Raw genomic sequence first — 15,186 nt, forward strand, 5'->3', positions numbered from 1 at the left:
TGGAGACTCCTCGGAAGAACGGTGGGTTGCCTGGGCCGGGGCTGCTCCGGCGGTCAGTCGTGATCTATGACGGGTCCACCGGAGTCCGTGGACCCGGGGGATGTCGTTCCGTCTCCGTCGGAATCGATGATGGTGGGCCCCAGCTCGGGGGTTCTGTCGGTCTGCAGTATATGTCGGGCGTTCCGTTCGCGGATCACGGCCGGTTTGTAGACCTGTCTCACCCTGGGATCCCGGGGTTCACCGGCACCGTTTCCGATGACGACCGCTATCCACGGCAGCGGGACCGAGATGAGGAAGAGAATCGCCGAGATCCACGTGTTCTCCCACCAGACCCAGGTCGCCGCACTCGCGAGGAGAAACGGGATTCGGGAACCCTGCAGGATCGCGTATTTCCTGCGTCTAGCGTTCAGGTTGTCCAGCGGGGTCTGGCGGGCGTCGGTGATGAGCTCGACCCGGCCGCGCCGGGGGAGCAGCCGGCGCAGTCCCCGGCGCCGCGCTGGCGCCGACGCCGGGGCGGCGACACTGTCCCGGGGAGATCGATCGGCGGACGTGTGACCACCGGAATCACCTCCGGGTTCGTCGTCGCTCCGATGCTGCACCATGATCCCACGATAACCCTGTTGTGCCCGGGGGGCCGCGATTGGGGCATGATGGGTTCCGTGAACACCACGACGAAAACCATTGAACGTCCCGATGTCCGGGAAGACACGACGACGTCCGACGACACCCCGAAGTTCTTCCACTACGTCAAGAAGAACAAGATCGTCGAGTCGGCCGTCTCCGGCCGCATGGTGGTTGCGCTGTGCGGAGAGACCTTTCCCGTGACGAAGCAGGCCAAGCCCGGATCGCCGGTATGCCCCGACTGTGAGCGTGTCTACCGGTCCCTGCGCAAGAAGTGAGCGGCGGCAGACTACGCGCCTGGCAGCGCGCGGCACTGGACAAGTACATGTCCGCCCAGCCGAAGGACTTCCTCGCCGTCGCGACCCCGGGCGCAGGCAAGACGACCTTCGCGCTGCGGCTCGCCACCGAACTCGTCGGGAACCGGACCGTCGACCGGGTCATCGTGGTCGTGCCGACCGAGCACCTCAAGGTGCAGTGGTCCCAGGCGGCCGCGCGGGTGGGGCTCTCGCTTGACCCCCACTTCACCAACACGGCCGGGGTGGTCAATCCCGAGTACCACGGCATCGTGGTCACCTACGCGCAGGTGGCGATGCACCCGTACAAGCACCGCGCCGTCGCGACCGCGCACAGGTCGCTGGTGATCCTCGACGAGATCCACCACGGCGGTGACGCGAAGAGCTGGGGCGACGGTATCCGCGAGGCCTATGACGACGCCGAACGTCGACTGGCGCTGACCGGTACCCCGTTCCGTTCGGATGACGCGGCGATCCCGTTCGTCCGGTACACCGACGACGGGGAGGGCTACCTCAAGTCCCGGGCCGACCACACCTACGGGTACGCCGACGCGCTCGCCGACGGCGTGGTGCGTCCGGTCGTGTTCCTCGCTTACTCCGGGGAAGCCCGCTGGCGTACCTCGGCGGGGGAGGAGTTCGCCGCCCGGCTCGGGGAACCACTCAACGCCGAGCAGACGGCCCGCGCCTGGAAGACTGCCCTCGACCCCAGGGGTGACTGGATCCCGGCGGTCCTCCGTGGTGCGCACACGCGGTTGATGCAGCTGCGTGAGCGGATGCCGGACGCCGGTGGCCTGGTCATCGCCACGGACAAGACCACGGCACGCGCCTACGCGAAGATCCTCGGGACCATGTCCTCGACCCCCGTCACGGTCGTGCTCTCCGACGAGGTCGGGGCGTCGCAGCGGATCGAGGACTTCTCCAACTCGGCCGACGAGTGGATGGTCGCGGTCCGGATGGTCTCGGAGGGCGTCGACGTGCCACGGCTCGCCGTCGGTGTCTACGCCACCTCAGCATCGACCCCGCTGTTCTTCGCGCAGGCCATCGGCCGGTTCGTGCGTTCCCGGATGCCCGGGGAGACCGCGTCGGTGTTCCTGCCGTCGGTTCCCGTTCTCCTGGATCTGGCTTCCCGGCTGGAGACCCAGCGGGACCACGTTCTCGGGAAACCGGACCGGGTGAAGGAGGGCTGGGACGACGAGCTTCTCGCCGAGGCGAACAGGGAGAAGAATGAGCCGGACGACACGAAGTCCTACGAGTCGATCGGCGCGGAGGCGGAACTCGATTCGTTGATCTACGACGGATCAACCTACGGAACCGGCACGATCGCCGGTTCCGCCGAAGAAGCCGACTACCTCGGTCTCCCCGGGCTGCTCGATGCGGAGCAGATGCGTCAACTGCTGAAGCAGCGCCAGGCCGAACAGGTGGAGGCACGCGCCGAGGAACACCGCCACGAGCAGGAGAAGAGGTCCGTGCAACGGAACCGGTCGGCGGAGGAGACGAAGTCCACGGCGGCGGACGAGATTCCCCGGCTCCGTAGGGAACTGAACACGCTGGTGTCCATCACCTCCGGGAGAACCGGGCGCCCACACGGAGCCATCCACAACGAGGTCCGGCAGAACTGCGGCGGCCCGCCGACCGCACTGTGCACGGCGGAGCAACTCCGTGACCGGATCGCCTACCTGCGAGACTGGTGAGAAGTCCGCGCCACCGGGGTCCGTGGAACGGGCGTAGGCTCGGCACCTCGTGAGAACAATGTCCCCGACATCCGTACCAGGAGAACAGTGAGCACATCCCCCTCGCACAGACCGCCGGAGAAGTCCGGAGACGATTCACCCCGCGCGACCGGCGCATCAACGGTGCCCCCGCGGGCACGGCTCGTGAGCCCGGACCTGGCCCGGGGACTCATGCTCCTCGGGATCGCGATCGCGAACATCACCAGTACCTGGCTGGCCCCGGTCGGCGACGAACCCGATCTGGCTGCGGCGGCGGGCGGAATCGCGGACGGCAGCGTCTACGACCGTATCGCCGTGGTGTTCGGGGCGTTGTTCATCCACGTCCGTGGTGTCGCGATGTTCTCGACGCTCCTCGGTTACGGTTTCGGGCTCCTCGCCCTCAGTCTGTGGCGTCGGGGTTTCCCGGTCAGCGGGGCCCGCGCGGTCCTCGTCCGGCGCTACGGCTTCCTCGCCGCGTTCGGTGCAGTGCACATGCTGGTGCTCTACTACGGCGACATCATGACCTTCTACGGACTCACGGGAGTGATCCTCGCCTTCCTCCTCCCGCTCAGGGACCGGACGTTGCTGATCATCGCCGCCGTGCTCCAGGTGATCGCACTGTTGTTCATGATCCCGATGATCATGTTCAGCTCGGCTTTCGACATGCAGGGATCGTTGGAATTCGGCAGCTACGGTGAATACGTCGCATTCGGTGGGATGACCATCATCGGGTCCCTGTTCATGTTCCCGGTCGAGTTCGCGGTGGTCGCACCCGTGATCATCGTCGGTTTCGTCGCCGCCAGGAAAGGCGTCCTCACACATCCCGAGAGCCACCTCCGGGTGTTGTGGACCGCTGTCGGGGTCGCGGGCGCCGTCATGGTTCTCGTCGGGCTCCCGTGGGGGCTGTCGATGGCGGGTTGGGCTCCGGCCGGCTGGGCGCCACGACTGGAGTCGGTCAACATGATCGTCGGGATGTTCACCGGTCCCGGACTCGTCGCGGCGATCGCCCTGGGCAGCCTGCCTCTCCAGCGGAGGGTCGATGCCGCGCGCGCGGCGGGGGATGAGTACCGGCCGGGCTTCTTCACGAGCGCCCTGATCGCCCTCGGGCGGCGGTCCATGACCGGCTACATCCTCCAGTCGGTGCTGTGCGTGGTGTTCCTCTCCTCCTTCGGGCTTCATCTGGTCACCCCGGGGAGCGCTGCCGCCGGTACCGCGGCGGGATTCATCGTCTGGCTCGTGACGGTGGTGATCGCCGTGGTGCTCGAGCGTCTCGGTCGTCCCGGCCCGCTGGAGTGGCTGCACCGCAGGCTCGCCTACGGGAGAGCCGGGCTCCCACGGCGCTGGAGCCCGCCGGTCTCCGGCCGCGCTCCGATCGTCGATGACCGGGGAGAGCCGGGCAGGTCTGAGAACTGACCCCGGTGGATCCCGGGCAGGGGAGGAGGCCGACAACGACGGCCCGGGTCCGCGATACCTGTGATCGCGGACCCGGGCCGTGTCGACGGGTGCTCGGGCGGAGTGCCGGTCTAGTCGAGGTAGTCCCGCAGAACCTGGGACCGTGACGGGTGCCGGAGTTTCGACATCGTCTTGGACTCGATCTGACGGATCCGCTCGCGGGTCACGCCGTACACCTGACCGATCTCGTCGAGGGTCCGGGGCATGCCGTCGGTCAGGCCGAAGCGCAGTTTGACCACGCCGGCCTCACGTTCGGACAGTGTCTGCAGGACATCCTGCAGCTGGTCCTGGAGCAGGGTGAAACTCACGGCGTCGACCGCGACGACAGCCTCGGAGTCCTCGATGAAGTCGCCCAGCTGGCTGTCGCCCTCGTCACCGATCGTCTGATCGAGCGAGATGGGTTCGCGGGCGTACTGCTGGATCTCGAGGACCTTGTCCTCCGAGATGTCCATCTCCTTCGCGAGCTCCTCCGGGGTGGGCTCACGGCCCAGGTCCTGGAGCAGCTCACGCTGGATACGACCGAGCTTGTTGATGACCTCGACCATGTGGACCGGGATGCGGATCGTCCGCGCCTGGTCCGCCATCGCGCGGGTGATCGCCTGGCGGATCCACCAGGTGGCGTAGGTCGAGAACTTGTAGCCCTTGGTGTAGTCGAACTTCTCCACCGCGCGGATCAGACCGAGGTTGCCTTCCTGGATGAGATCGAGGAAGGCCATGCCGCGGCCGGTGTAGCGCTTGGCCAGGCTGACCACGAGGCGGAGGTTCGCCTCCAGCAGGTGGTTCTTCGCCTTCCTGCCGTCTCGGGCGATCGCCCGGAGATCCCGCTTGACGGCGGGGGTGAGCTTCGCGTCCTTGTCACCGGCGGCGAAGGCCTCCTGCATCTGCTCGATACGGTAGGTGGCGTAGAGTCCCGCCTCGATCCGCTTCGCGAGGGAGACCTCCTGCTCGGCGTTGAGCAGGGCGACCTTACCGATCTGCTTGAGATACGCGCGGACCGAGTCGGCGGACGCCGTCAGCTCCGCGTCCTTGCGGGCCTGACGGAGTGCCGCTGATTCATCCTCGTCCCAGACGGAGGAACCGTCCTCGTCATCGTCATCGTCGGCATCGACCACATCGTCGGTGTCCTCGTTGTCCTCGTCCGCGGGGAGATCGGCTGCCGTGAAGTCGTCATCCTCGTCCGAGGGATCGGTGGTGATGAACACCTCATCCGCGTCGTCCGGAGGTGTGCCCGGGTCCGAGCCGGACTTCTTCGTCGCAGCTTTCCCGGCGGTCTTCTTCGGTGCCGCCTTCTTGGCCGGAGCCTTGCGGGCGGTCTTCTTCGCGGTCTTCTTGGCCGGAGCCTTGCGGGCGGTCTTCCTCGTGCTTTTCGTGGGTGGGGTCTTCTCCCCGTCGTCGGCGGCATCGGCGGTGGAGTCGGTGCCGGTCGCGGCCCTGGAAGAGGTCTTCTTCGGCGCGGCCTTCCGGGTGGTCTTCCGTGCCGTTTTCCTGGCGGTCTTCTTCACCGGGGGGGTGGAGGCGGTTTCCTGGGCTTCCCCGGCATCGTCGTTTCCGGATGTGGATGCCGCTGACGACGCCCGGGCGGTCCGGGGGGCGGCCTTCCTGGCCGATGCCTTGCGTGCGGTCTTCCGGGCTGTCTTCTTTGCCGTCTTGCGTGCTGCGGGTGTGTCCGAGGAGGGGGTGTCGGTGTCCCCCGGTCGGGCCAGGTCTGAAGAATCAGTGGCTGCCACGTGCGCCCTTTCGCCTTGAGATCGTGTTCTGTGTCCGGTGCCGGGTGGTCATCCGGGGCTGGGCTCCGTCGGGAGGTCGGCCCCGGAACGGCGGATCGCGGAACAATGAGTTCCACGGACGCCTGCGCCGGTCACATGGGTGAATCAGGTAACCTCACTGTGCCCCACCCGAGACAGCGGGCTGTACTACCACCGGTTGAGAGCCGGTTTTCTGATCGGGTGCGGTGGTTACAGTGAGACGAAGTTAATTCACGGTCAACTCGCCAGTATAGATCAACTGCGGGGTGCACGTCGCCGACGGTACACCCGCGACAACGACGCCCACCGTCCGGAACCTGGTTCCGCGCCGTGGGGCGGCCCGTGCCGCACGAACGCTACGGGGTGAGGTCGCGGTCCACGGCCATCGCCGCGCCGACGATTCCGGCCCGGTTCCGCAGCTCCGCCGGAACGACCCGGGTCGAGCACTCCAGTTTCGGTACCCACTTGTGGGCCTTCCGCGAGATACCGCCACCCACGATGAAGAGCGACGGCCAGAACAACCGCTCGAATTCCCGGAGCACCGGCGTGACCCGCTCGCGGGCCCACTGGCCGTAGCCGAGGTCGTCCCGCTCCTTGACCGCGGAGGACGCGAGGTGTTCGGCCTCGACCCCGTCGATCAGCAGGTGGCCGAGCTCGGTGTTCGGGAACAGTTCCCCGTCCATCAGGAACGCACTGCCGATACCGGTCCCGAAGGTCAGCAGGATCACCGATCCCGTCCGGGCATCGGGATTGCCGAAGGAGACCTCGGCGAGACCCGCGGCGTCCGCGTCATTGAGGACACTGATGCGGCGGCGGCCGAGAGTTTCGTGGAAGAGTGCGTTGACATCGGTGTCGACCCAGGACGGGTCGATGTTGGCTGCGGTCAGGGCCCGCTGATCCCTGATGACGGAGGGGAGCGTGATCCCGACCGGGCCGTCCCAGTCAGCGAGACGAACGATCTCCTCCACTGTCGCGGCGACGGCCTCGGGCGTCGCGGGTTTGGGCGTGGGTATCTTGATCCGGTCGTCGATGAACTCGCCGGTGTCCAGGTCCACCCGGGCACCCTTGATACCTGAGCCTCCGACGTCTATTCCAAAACCGATGTTCGTCATGGCGCCATTGTACAAAGCCGACCGGTCGTGCCCTTCCGGATTCTCCGCCGTGACGTCCGGCGGCCCCGGCGGCACAATGGAACCATGACTGAAACCAACGCTTCCGCAGACGGACAGACACAACACAGCACGGACCCGGAGATTCTCCGGGACCTGGCCGTGGACTGGGCCCGGCAGGCCCACCGGCTCATCGTCGACGAACTCTCCCGGATCGACGACCTCAGTGCGTCCGTCACGCTGAAATCCTCGGAGGTCGACCCCGTCACCGTGGTGGACCGGGCCGTCGAGGAGCTGGTGACGGGCCTCATCGCCGAAGAACGACCGGGGGACGGTCTCATCGGTGAAGAGGGCGCGCACCGGGAATCCTCGACCTCCGTCGACTGGGTGATCGACCCCATCGACGGCACGGTCAACTTCCTCTACGGCGTGCCGATGTACGCGGTGTCGATCGCCGCGGCCGTCGACGGGACGCCCGTGGCCGGTGTCGTCCTGAATGCGGCGACCGGTGAGCTCTACTCCGCCGCAACCGGTCGCGGTTCCTTCGTCACCGCCGGTGACGGCCGGACCCGGCGGCTCCGGTGCAACGAGGTCAGGAATACGAACCTGGCTCTCGTCGCCACCGGTTTCTCCTACGATTCCGAACTCCGGGGCGATCAGGCGGAGATGCTCACCCGGATGCTTCCCCGGGTGAGGGACATCAGGCGGATGGGCAGCGCTGCACTCGATCTCTGCCAGCTCGCCGCCGGTCGGGTGGACGCCTACTACGAGCACGCGCTCAACGGATGGGATTTCGCGGCGGGATCCGTGATCGCCCGTGAGGCGGGTGCCCGTGTCGAAGCCCCTGCGCTCGGGTCCAGGTCGGCGGACGGCGAACTGATCTGGGCGGCGGCGGGCACCCTGGCGGACGACTTCGGTGCCCTCCTCGGTCGGTGCGGAGTCACCGGGGTTCTGCGGCGTGCGGAGTGAAACCGCGCACCCCTTCGGTGTCGGATAGAAGATCCGCTTCCGAACCCGTGAACTGCTGAAAACGTGTCGCGGGCGGCTGAATATGACAAGGGCGGATTTAGGGCTTAATATGCGCGTCGACATGCAATACGATGGCGGGTCAGGTCCCGCTGCCTGATCTGCCCCGCCCGACCCCATTGTGAGAAAAAGGAGCCGACATCATGGCTACCGATTACGACGCCCCGAGGCTGCGGCCCGACGATGACATTGAGACTGATTCCCTCGAGGGGCTGAAGGCCTCCGAGAGCGCACAGACTGTTCTCGACGATGACGGAGAGATCGTCGAGCCCTTCGAACTGCCCGCCATGGATCTCTCGGGCGAGGAACTCAGCATCCAGGTCGTTCCCCGCCGGGCGGACGAGTTCACCTGCGGCAGTTGTTTCCTCGTGCAGCGACAGAACCGGCTCTCCCACGTCGAGGACAACGGCGACGAGATCTGCCTCGACTGCGCCTGATCCCCGACATCGGTCGGAGCGCCGCCCACCGACAGAGGGCCCGGATGTGATCGTCCGGGCCCTCTGTCGTCCCGCGGACGGTGTGCGGTGTACCGGGGATCGGAGTCAGGCCGCGGGGTCGTGGCCGTTGTCTCCGGGCAGGAACGCGGCGATCAGCGCCTCCGGATCCCTGGATCCGATCAGCCAGTACGGAGTCGGATCCTCCGGATCATCGAGAACGAACATCGCCATCTCGGGGACCCATCCGTGGGATACGACGAACGCCGCCGGATCGAGTTGTCTTCCCATCGCGTTTCTCTTCGCGGACGCCGGGACGGCCAGCGTCCGGGAGATCGCGTCGTCCGGCAGTACCGCGTCGCCGGCGTGCAGCCAACGAACGCCCTCTTCGTCCAGTTCGACCGAGATGACGGTCCCCGACAGCGAGAGCAGCACCCAGATCGCCGTGCCGGTCAGAATGATCCCGGGGGCCCACAGCCAGATCTCCGATCGGTTGTGGGCCAGCTGTCCGGTGAGGAGCGCGACGATCAGGGCACCGAAGATCCACCACGACCACGGCACCCACTGCCGCTCGCGGTAGACGACCCTGGTGGCGTTCGATGCGGATTCACTCACGGGGGCCATTCTACTGCACCCGGGGGGCCGGCCGGGCCGGGTGTCGGCAGGGAGTGACCGTCGCTCGTTGCGTAGTGTGGGGGTGTGACTGATACGACTCCCTCCGCCCCGACCATCCGTTTCCTCAAACTCGACCAGAGCGCCGTCAGCCCCCGACGTGCCCACCGGGGCGATGCGGGGGTGGATCTCGCCGCGTTGCGGCGGACCGTCATCGAACCAGGTGAACGGGCGTTGGTCGGTACCGGGCTGGCGCTGGCGCTTCCTCTCGGTTTCGTCGGCCTCATCCATCCCAGGAGCGGTCTGGCGTTGCGCCGTGGACTGTCGATCGTCAACACCCCCGGAACGATCGACGCCGACTACAGGGGTGAGATCAAGGTCTGTCTGATCAATCTCGATCCGCGTGAGGCGATCACGATCGAGCCAGGCGACCGTATCGCGCAACTGTTGATCCAACGCGTGGAGCTCTGCGATTTCGTCGAGACGGGCACACTGGATGAAACGGTGCGGGGTGCATCCGGGTACGGTTCCACCGGTGTCGGCGAAACCCCCGGAGACGACTAGGGGGTTGCGGGTCATCCCGCCCGACGACGGACGCCTCCCCGGTGGCTGCATAATGGAGCCGGTACCGTTGGCCCGGGCGCGACCGCGACATTGTCCGGTTGAACAGACCGGAACACGACGAAAAAACAACTAGACCCGTGACCGAGCCGGCGTGCCATCGGCACCGGAACTCGGGCGACGCGGGGAAGGAGACTGAAAAGCACATGGCGCTATTCGGATTCGGAAAGAAGAAGGAACACCGGGACGACCCCTCGGACGGAGAGCTCCGGGATACGGCCGTGTCCCGGGGGGATTCCACCGGTGACGGCGGGGCCCCGGCGGAGCCGCCGTCCGACGCTCCGGAGCCTGCCGGCGCCGATCCCGACGGTCCGGACCCGCTCCACGACGCGGTCACCGGCGAGGTCGGACCGTTTGACGGCGACTCCGTCGACATCCGGCAGTTCGATTTCTCCGACTTCGCCGACGGTGTGCTCAACCTCGGTTCGCTCGGGGTCCCGCTGCCACGTGGTTCCGAGGTGCAGGTGGAGATGGGGCCGAACGGCCCGCGGATGCTGCACATCATCACGGCGTACGGCCGGATCACCCCGGTGGCCTTCGCGGCTCCGCGGTCCGCCGGTCAGTGGCGGGAGTCCACCAGGGAGATCGCCGAGGGGATGCGGAAGGACGGTCTCACGGTTCACATCGAGCACGGCCCCTGGGGCCGCGAGGTGGTCGGTGCCGCCGGAGAGGCGGCGATCCGGATCATCGGTGTCGACGGGCCCCGGTGGATGCTCCGGATGACCCTCGCGGCACCCACCGGATTGGCCGACGAGTTGGCCCAGTTGGGTAGGGACGTCACCGCACGGACATTCGTCTACCGCGGTGACGGGCCGATGCCCGCCGGGCAGTCGCTTCCCGTCGCGCTTCCGGAGGCACTGGCCAAGCAGGTCACCCAGGCGATGCAGGAGCGCCTGAAGAAGGCACAGGAGACCGGAAAGATGGACACCCGCGATCTCCGGGCGCGCACCGCCACCCCGGCGGAGGCCGCGCAGCAGCAGGCCGCCGAGGCCGCAGCGTCCGAGGAACAGCCTGATGACGCCGCCGGTCAGCCAGCGGCGGATACGTACCCGGATCGAGGAGCTGAGGCATCCGCGATGCAGCAGATCCGGAAGTCGGGGCGCTAGTGTCCGTCGACGGTGACCGCTTCGAGGGGCGGGACGTGGTGGGCGCGGCCGGGAAGGATGAAACTCCGGCTCCGACGCTGCTCGAGCAGATGGGTGGGCTCGGGGGGCTGGTGTCATCGACACTCCCGATTCTCGTCCTGATTCCGGTGAACAACCGGTTCGGGCTGACCTGGGCTCTCATCGCCTCGCTCATGGTCGCCACCACGATCTTCACCTGGCGGCTCGCCCGGAGGGAGAATCTCCAGCCGGCGATCTCCGGTCTGCTCGGAGTGGCGATCGGTGCGGCGTTCGCGCTGTTCACCGGTGAGGCGAAGGCCTACTTCCTCTACGGCATCTGGATGTCCCTGCTCTTCGCCGTCGTATTCATCACCTCCGTGGTGGTGCGCTGGCCCATGGTCGGCGTCGCCTGGCGCGGTGTGAACGGGCACGACATGTCCTGGCGCAAGGTCCCCGGCGCGCGACGGGCCTACTCCTGGGCGACGATCGCCTGGTCCCTGGTGTTCCTCGCGAGATTCCTGGTGCAGAGGAATCTCTACGACGCGGATGCGACGAACGCGCTCGCTATCGCCCGCATCGCCATGGGGTGGCCGCTCACCGGCGTCGCGGCGCTCCTGACCGTGTGGGCGGTGCGGCACGCCTCGAGGGCCATCGAGGCCGATTCGCCGGATCCAGCGGATCCCGTGGAGTCCGCGCCATCCGAATCCGCCTGACGTCGCCGCCCACGCGGCCGGGACGCGGACACGACCGACGCTCCCACCCCCAACCCCTGAACCTACCCGAACCGATTGGATCTCCAGTGACCGAAAACAACTCCCCCGACAGCTCCGCCGGAACGGAGCAGAGCTCCGTCAAGGTCGGTGACCGCGTCACCGTGGGTGTCGACCGTCCGGCCCACGGCGGTGAGGGGATCGCACAACTGCCGGACGGTCGCATCGTGTTCGTCCGTGGTGGCCTCCCCGGGGACGTCCTGCGGGTGGAGATCACCAAGGTGAAGAAGCGCTTCACCGCGGCGCGGATCATCGATGTGGTCCAGTCGTCACCGCACCGTGTCGGACAGCGTTGTCCGGCTGCGGCACGGGGCGCGGGCTGCTGCGACTACGGTCACGTCGACCCCGCATCCGAGGACGAACTCAAACGCGCGGTGCTGCTCGACCAACTGCGCCGGATCGGGCGTCTCGGGGACGACCTCCCCGCCATCGAGAGCATTCCCCTCGAGCCCGTCACAGGTTGGCGGACGCGGGTCCGGCTCGGGGTGGACGCCACGGGACATGCGGGGACGAGAATCGCGGGCAGTCACGATCTGCTGTCGATCCCCTGCACGCAGGCTCTGCCGGGCATGCTCGACGGTATCGTCGGTCCCGGTTCCGGGCGGTTCACCCCCGGCGCCGAACTCATCGTCGCCGTCGACTCCACCGGTGCCCGGCACGTGGTCGAGTCGCGGCGGGCCGCCCGCGGACGCCGGACGGAGGCGATCCGGCGCACCCTGGAGGGAAGTGGCGTCTGCACCGAGAAGGTCGGTGAACACACCTACCATCTCCCGGCCACCGCCTTCTGGCAGGCACACGAGAAAGCCCCGGAGACGTTCACCGCCACGGTCCGGTCCTGGCTCGCGGGCGCCCTGGACCACGCCGCCGATGCGGAGACGACCGCCCCCGCGGCACCCGTCGGATGGGATCTCTACGGCGGCGCCGGGCTGTTCGCGCCCGCGCTGCTCGATGTCCTGCGGGACAGTTCCGGTCGCGCCGATGCCTCGGTCATCTCCGTCGAGCAGTCGAGGATGGCCGCCGAATGCGGTCGTGCGGCGCTCGCGGATCTACCGGTGGAGTTCAGGACGGGGGAGGTCGCCGCAGAAGTACCGCAGCTTCCGGCGCCCCGCGCGGTGGTGCTCGATCCGCCACGGACCGGTGCGGGTACGGAAACCGTGTCGGTCATCGCCGCCGCGCATCCCGCTGCGGTGGTCCACGTGGGATGCGACCCCGCCACGTTCGCCCGGGACATCGCCGCCTGGTACTCGAGCGGTTTCCACCTGTCCAGGCTGGCTGTCGCCGGAGCCTTCCCCGGAACCCACCACCTGGAGGCCTTCGGTCTACTCGTCCCGGACGCCCGCTGAGGCGTCCGTTCGTCGCCCGCCGCAACCGATTCCCGGGCCCGGCATCCCTGTCCCCGATGGCAGCTGCCGATGGCCACGGGGTAGGATTGACGGAACGATCGCCCCCGGGCTGTCCCGCCCATTCTGACGTTCACGGGCCGGACGGACTCAGCCACCACAGCGTGGGTCCGTGCCGGATCATGTCACGGGCACCGGCGGGGACACACCGTGTCCCCCGATCGGAGGAGGCGACCCGAGTGTGAACGAGTTGCCCGACGACCGCGCCGTTCCCAGCCGGACGGCACTCCCGAACAGGGGCTCCCGGCCACCCACCGGCCGAGCCCGATGAAAGAAAAGGTGTCTGACTCACGCCAATGGAGATCCTCAACCGCATCCACACTCCCGCTGACCTCCGTACTCTCAGTGATCTCGAGTTGGAGGGACTCGCGGAGGAGATTCGCGAGTTCCTCGTGGAGAAGGTCTCCGCAACGGGTGGGCACCTCGGGCCCAACCTCGGTGTCATCGAACTGACCATCGCGCTGCACCGGGTGTTCGACTCCCCGGCTGACCCGATGATCTTCGACACGAGCCACCAGTCCTACGTGCACAAGATCCTCACCGGGCGCGCGGACCGCTTCGATTCGCTGCGGCAGAAGGGTGGTCTGTCGGGCTACACCAGCCGGAGCGAGAGCGAGCACGACTGGACGGAGTCATCCCATGCCTCGGCGTCGCTGAGTTACGCTGATGGACTGGCCAAGGCCTTCGAGATCACGGGCCAGACCGATCGCACGGTTGTGGCCGTGGTCGGGGACGGGGCGCTTACCGGCGGCATGTGCTGGGAGGCCCTCAACAACATCGCGGCCGGCCACGATCGCCGCGTGGTGATCGTCGTCAACGACAACGGTCGCAGCTACTCGCCGACCATCGGTGGTCTCGCGGAGAATCTCGCCTCACTGCGGATGCAGCCCTTCTACGACCGCGTCATGGAACAGGGGAAAACCACCCTGAATTCGATGGGGTGGGTCGGCCGACGCACGTTCGAGGCGCTCCGGGCGGTCAAGGAGGGCGTCAGGCACTCCGTCATCCCCAGCGAGATGTTCCCCGAACTGGGCATGAAGTACATCGGCCCGGTCGACGGCCACGATCTGGAGAGTCTGGAGAACGCGTTCCGCTACGCCCGGGAGCACCAGGGGCCGATCATCGTGCACTGCGTGACCGAGAAGGGGCGTGGCTACGCCCCCGCGGAGAACAACGTGGCCGATCTGATGCACTCCACCGGAGTCATGGACCCCGCCACCGGCCGTGCCGTGGGGGTCTCGGCACCCGGTTGGACGGGGCTGTTCTCCGCCGATCTGGTCGAGATAGCCGCGGAGCGCGACGACATCGTAGCAATCACCGCCGCCATGGCCGGACCCACGGGCCTGTCCCGGTTCGGGGAGGCGTATCCGGACCGCTTCTTCGACGTCGGTATAGCGGAGCAGCATGCGCTGACCTCGGCCGCCGGTCTCGCGCTGGGTGGCCTGCATCCGGTGGTGGCGGTGTATTCCACCTTCCTCAACCGGGCGTTCGACCAGCTGCTGATGGATGTGGCCCTCCTCGGACTTCCGGTCACGCTGGTGCTCGACCGCGCCGGTGTCACGGGGTCCGACGGCGCGAGCCACAACGGTGTGTGGGACATGGTGGTCACCGGGATCGTCCCCGGAATCAGGGTCGCGGCGCCCCGTGACGGTCGGCGTCTGTCCGAGCTGCTCCGCGAGGCCACGGACATCGATGACGGTCCAACCGTGGTGCGTTTCCCGAAGGGACCGCTGCCCGACGAGCTCGCGGCGTCATTCACCCTCGGCGACGGGGTCGATGTTCTCGTCTACTCGGACTGCGTCCACCCCGGGGAGGACTCCGGTGGGGCCGACGGGGAGGACCCGGACGCGTCCGGGGCGCCCTCCGTTCTCATCGTCTCTGTCGGGGCGATGGCGCACACCGCGGTCGCAGCGGCGAAGGAACTGGGGGAGCGGGGAGTTGACGTGACCGTCATCGACCCCCGGTGGGTGATCCCCGTTGCTCCGTCGGTCCTCGCACTGGCCGCGGACCATGATCTCGTCGTCACACTCGAGGACGGGGTCATTCACGGGGGAATCGGATCTCTGATCTCCGAGGCGCTCGACGCCAGCGAGATCGACACCCCGCTCCGGCGCCTCGCCGTCCCGGAACGGTTCCTCGACCACGCCTCCCGAGGAGAGATTCTGCGGGAACTCGGACTGGATGCGGAAGGGGTCGCCACGCAGGTCGACTCCTGGCTCCTCACCATCGGCTTCGGCGAACCCCGGGTGGAACCGGACGGGCGGGGCGGCGACGCCTGATCCGCGGATCGC

General features: G+C 67.6%; 14 protein-coding genes. 10 read left to right on the forward strand and 4 right to left on the reverse strand.

The genetic code is table 11. The features are described 5' to 3' along the window. Positions 1-53: 53 nt before the first annotated feature. Complete coding sequence (locus KRX55_RS06535) at positions 54-602, reverse strand: DUF3099 domain-containing protein (protein ID WP_218406971.1); 549 nt, start codon at positions 600-602, stop codon at positions 54-56. A 57-nt stretch (positions 603-659) separates the two neighbouring features. Between KRX55_RS06535 and KRX55_RS06540 the strand changes: the two genes are divergently transcribed. The 3 genes from KRX55_RS06540 to KRX55_RS12045 all read left to right on the forward strand — a co-directional run bounded on the left by KRX55_RS06540 (position 660) and on the right by KRX55_RS12045 (position 4,036). After that, positions 660-899 carry a DUF3039 domain-containing protein gene (locus KRX55_RS06540; RefSeq protein ID WP_198736052.1) on the forward strand — a complete coding sequence of 80 codons (240 nt, stop codon included), beginning with the start codon at positions 660-662 and terminating at the stop codon, positions 897-899. Between the two features lie 47 nt (positions 900-946). After that, positions 947-2,605: a DEAD/DEAH box helicase gene (locus KRX55_RS06545; RefSeq protein WP_255567646.1), complete on the forward strand. Its 1,659-nt coding sequence runs from the start codon at positions 947-949 to the stop codon at positions 2,603-2,605. 87 nt (positions 2,606-2,692) lie between these two features. Next, entirely contained in the window at positions 2,693-4,036 is a 1,344-nt protein-coding gene (locus KRX55_RS12045) for a DUF418 domain-containing protein (RefSeq protein WP_218406973.1), read from the forward strand. A 110-nt stretch (positions 4,037-4,146) separates the two neighbouring features. Here the strand turns inward: KRX55_RS12045 and KRX55_RS06555 are convergent, their stop codons facing one another. Both KRX55_RS06555 and ppgK read right to left on the reverse strand, forming a co-directional pair. Then, the gene (locus KRX55_RS06555; RefSeq protein WP_218406974.1) at positions 4,147-5,802 is read right to left on the reverse strand and encodes an RNA polymerase sigma factor; all 1,656 of its coding nucleotides are present in this window, start codon (positions 5,800-5,802) and stop codon (positions 4,147-4,149) included. A gap of 374 nt (positions 5,803-6,176) precedes the next feature. Next, on the reverse strand, positions 6,177-6,932 hold the full coding sequence (gene ppgK, locus KRX55_RS06560) for a polyphosphate--glucose phosphotransferase (RefSeq protein WP_218406975.1): 756 nt from the start codon (positions 6,930-6,932) through the stop codon (positions 6,177-6,179). An 84-nt stretch (positions 6,933-7,016) separates the two neighbouring features. On the opposite strand from ppgK, the gene KRX55_RS06565 reads away from it, so the two are divergent. Together KRX55_RS06565 and KRX55_RS06570 are read left to right on the forward strand one after the other, a co-directional pair. Continuing rightward, positions 7,017-7,898 (forward strand): inositol monophosphatase family protein, encoded by an 882-nt coding sequence (locus KRX55_RS06565; protein ID WP_218406976.1) that lies wholly within the window; start codon positions 7,017-7,019, stop codon positions 7,896-7,898. A 200-nt stretch (positions 7,899-8,098) separates the two neighbouring features. Continuing rightward, positions 8,099-8,392: a DUF4193 domain-containing protein gene (locus tag KRX55_RS06570; protein ID WP_218406977.1), complete on the forward strand. Its 294-nt coding sequence runs from the start codon at positions 8,099-8,101 to the stop codon at positions 8,390-8,392. Between the two features lie 105 nt (positions 8,393-8,497). Here the strand turns inward: KRX55_RS06570 and KRX55_RS06575 are convergent, their stop codons facing one another. Beyond that, positions 8,498-9,013 (reverse strand): DUF3093 domain-containing protein, encoded by a 516-nt coding sequence (locus tag KRX55_RS06575; protein ID WP_218406978.1) that lies wholly within the window; start codon positions 9,011-9,013, stop codon positions 8,498-8,500. Positions 9,014-9,118: 105 nt separating this feature from the next. Here KRX55_RS06575 and dut point away from each other — a divergent pair, with 105 nt between their 5' ends. The 5 genes from dut to dxs all read left to right on the forward strand — a co-directional run bounded on the left by dut (position 9,119) and on the right by dxs (position 15,174). Further along, positions 9,119-9,565, forward strand: coding sequence for a dUTP diphosphatase (gene dut / locus KRX55_RS06580; RefSeq protein WP_218407092.1), 447 nt, complete (start codon positions 9,119-9,121; stop codon positions 9,563-9,565). Positions 9,566-9,768: 203 nt separating this feature from the next. Continuing rightward, positions 9,769-10,728: a DUF3710 domain-containing protein gene (locus KRX55_RS06585; RefSeq protein WP_218406979.1), complete on the forward strand. Its 960-nt coding sequence runs from the start codon at positions 9,769-9,771 to the stop codon at positions 10,726-10,728. Between the two features lie 89 nt (positions 10,729-10,817). Continuing rightward, complete coding sequence (locus tag KRX55_RS06590) at positions 10,818-11,438, forward strand: DUF3159 domain-containing protein (RefSeq protein ID WP_218407093.1); 621 nt, start codon at positions 10,818-10,820, stop codon at positions 11,436-11,438. A gap of 86 nt (positions 11,439-11,524) precedes the next feature. Then, positions 11,525-12,838, forward strand: a complete 1,314-nt coding sequence (locus tag KRX55_RS06595; protein ID WP_218406980.1) for a class I SAM-dependent RNA methyltransferase — start codon at positions 11,525-11,527, stop codon at positions 12,836-12,838. 353 nt (positions 12,839-13,191) lie between these two features. Beyond that, positions 13,192-15,174, forward strand: coding sequence for a 1-deoxy-D-xylulose-5-phosphate synthase (gene dxs / locus KRX55_RS06600; RefSeq protein ID WP_218406981.1), 1,983 nt, complete (start codon positions 13,192-13,194; stop codon positions 15,172-15,174). Positions 15,175-15,186: the final 12 nt, after the last annotated feature.

The sequence above is a fragment of the Corynebacterium sp. TAE3-ERU16 genome, from assembly GCF_019209935.1.
Classification (GTDB): Bacteria; Actinomycetota; Actinomycetes; order Mycobacteriales; family Mycobacteriaceae; genus Corynebacterium; species Corynebacterium antarcticum.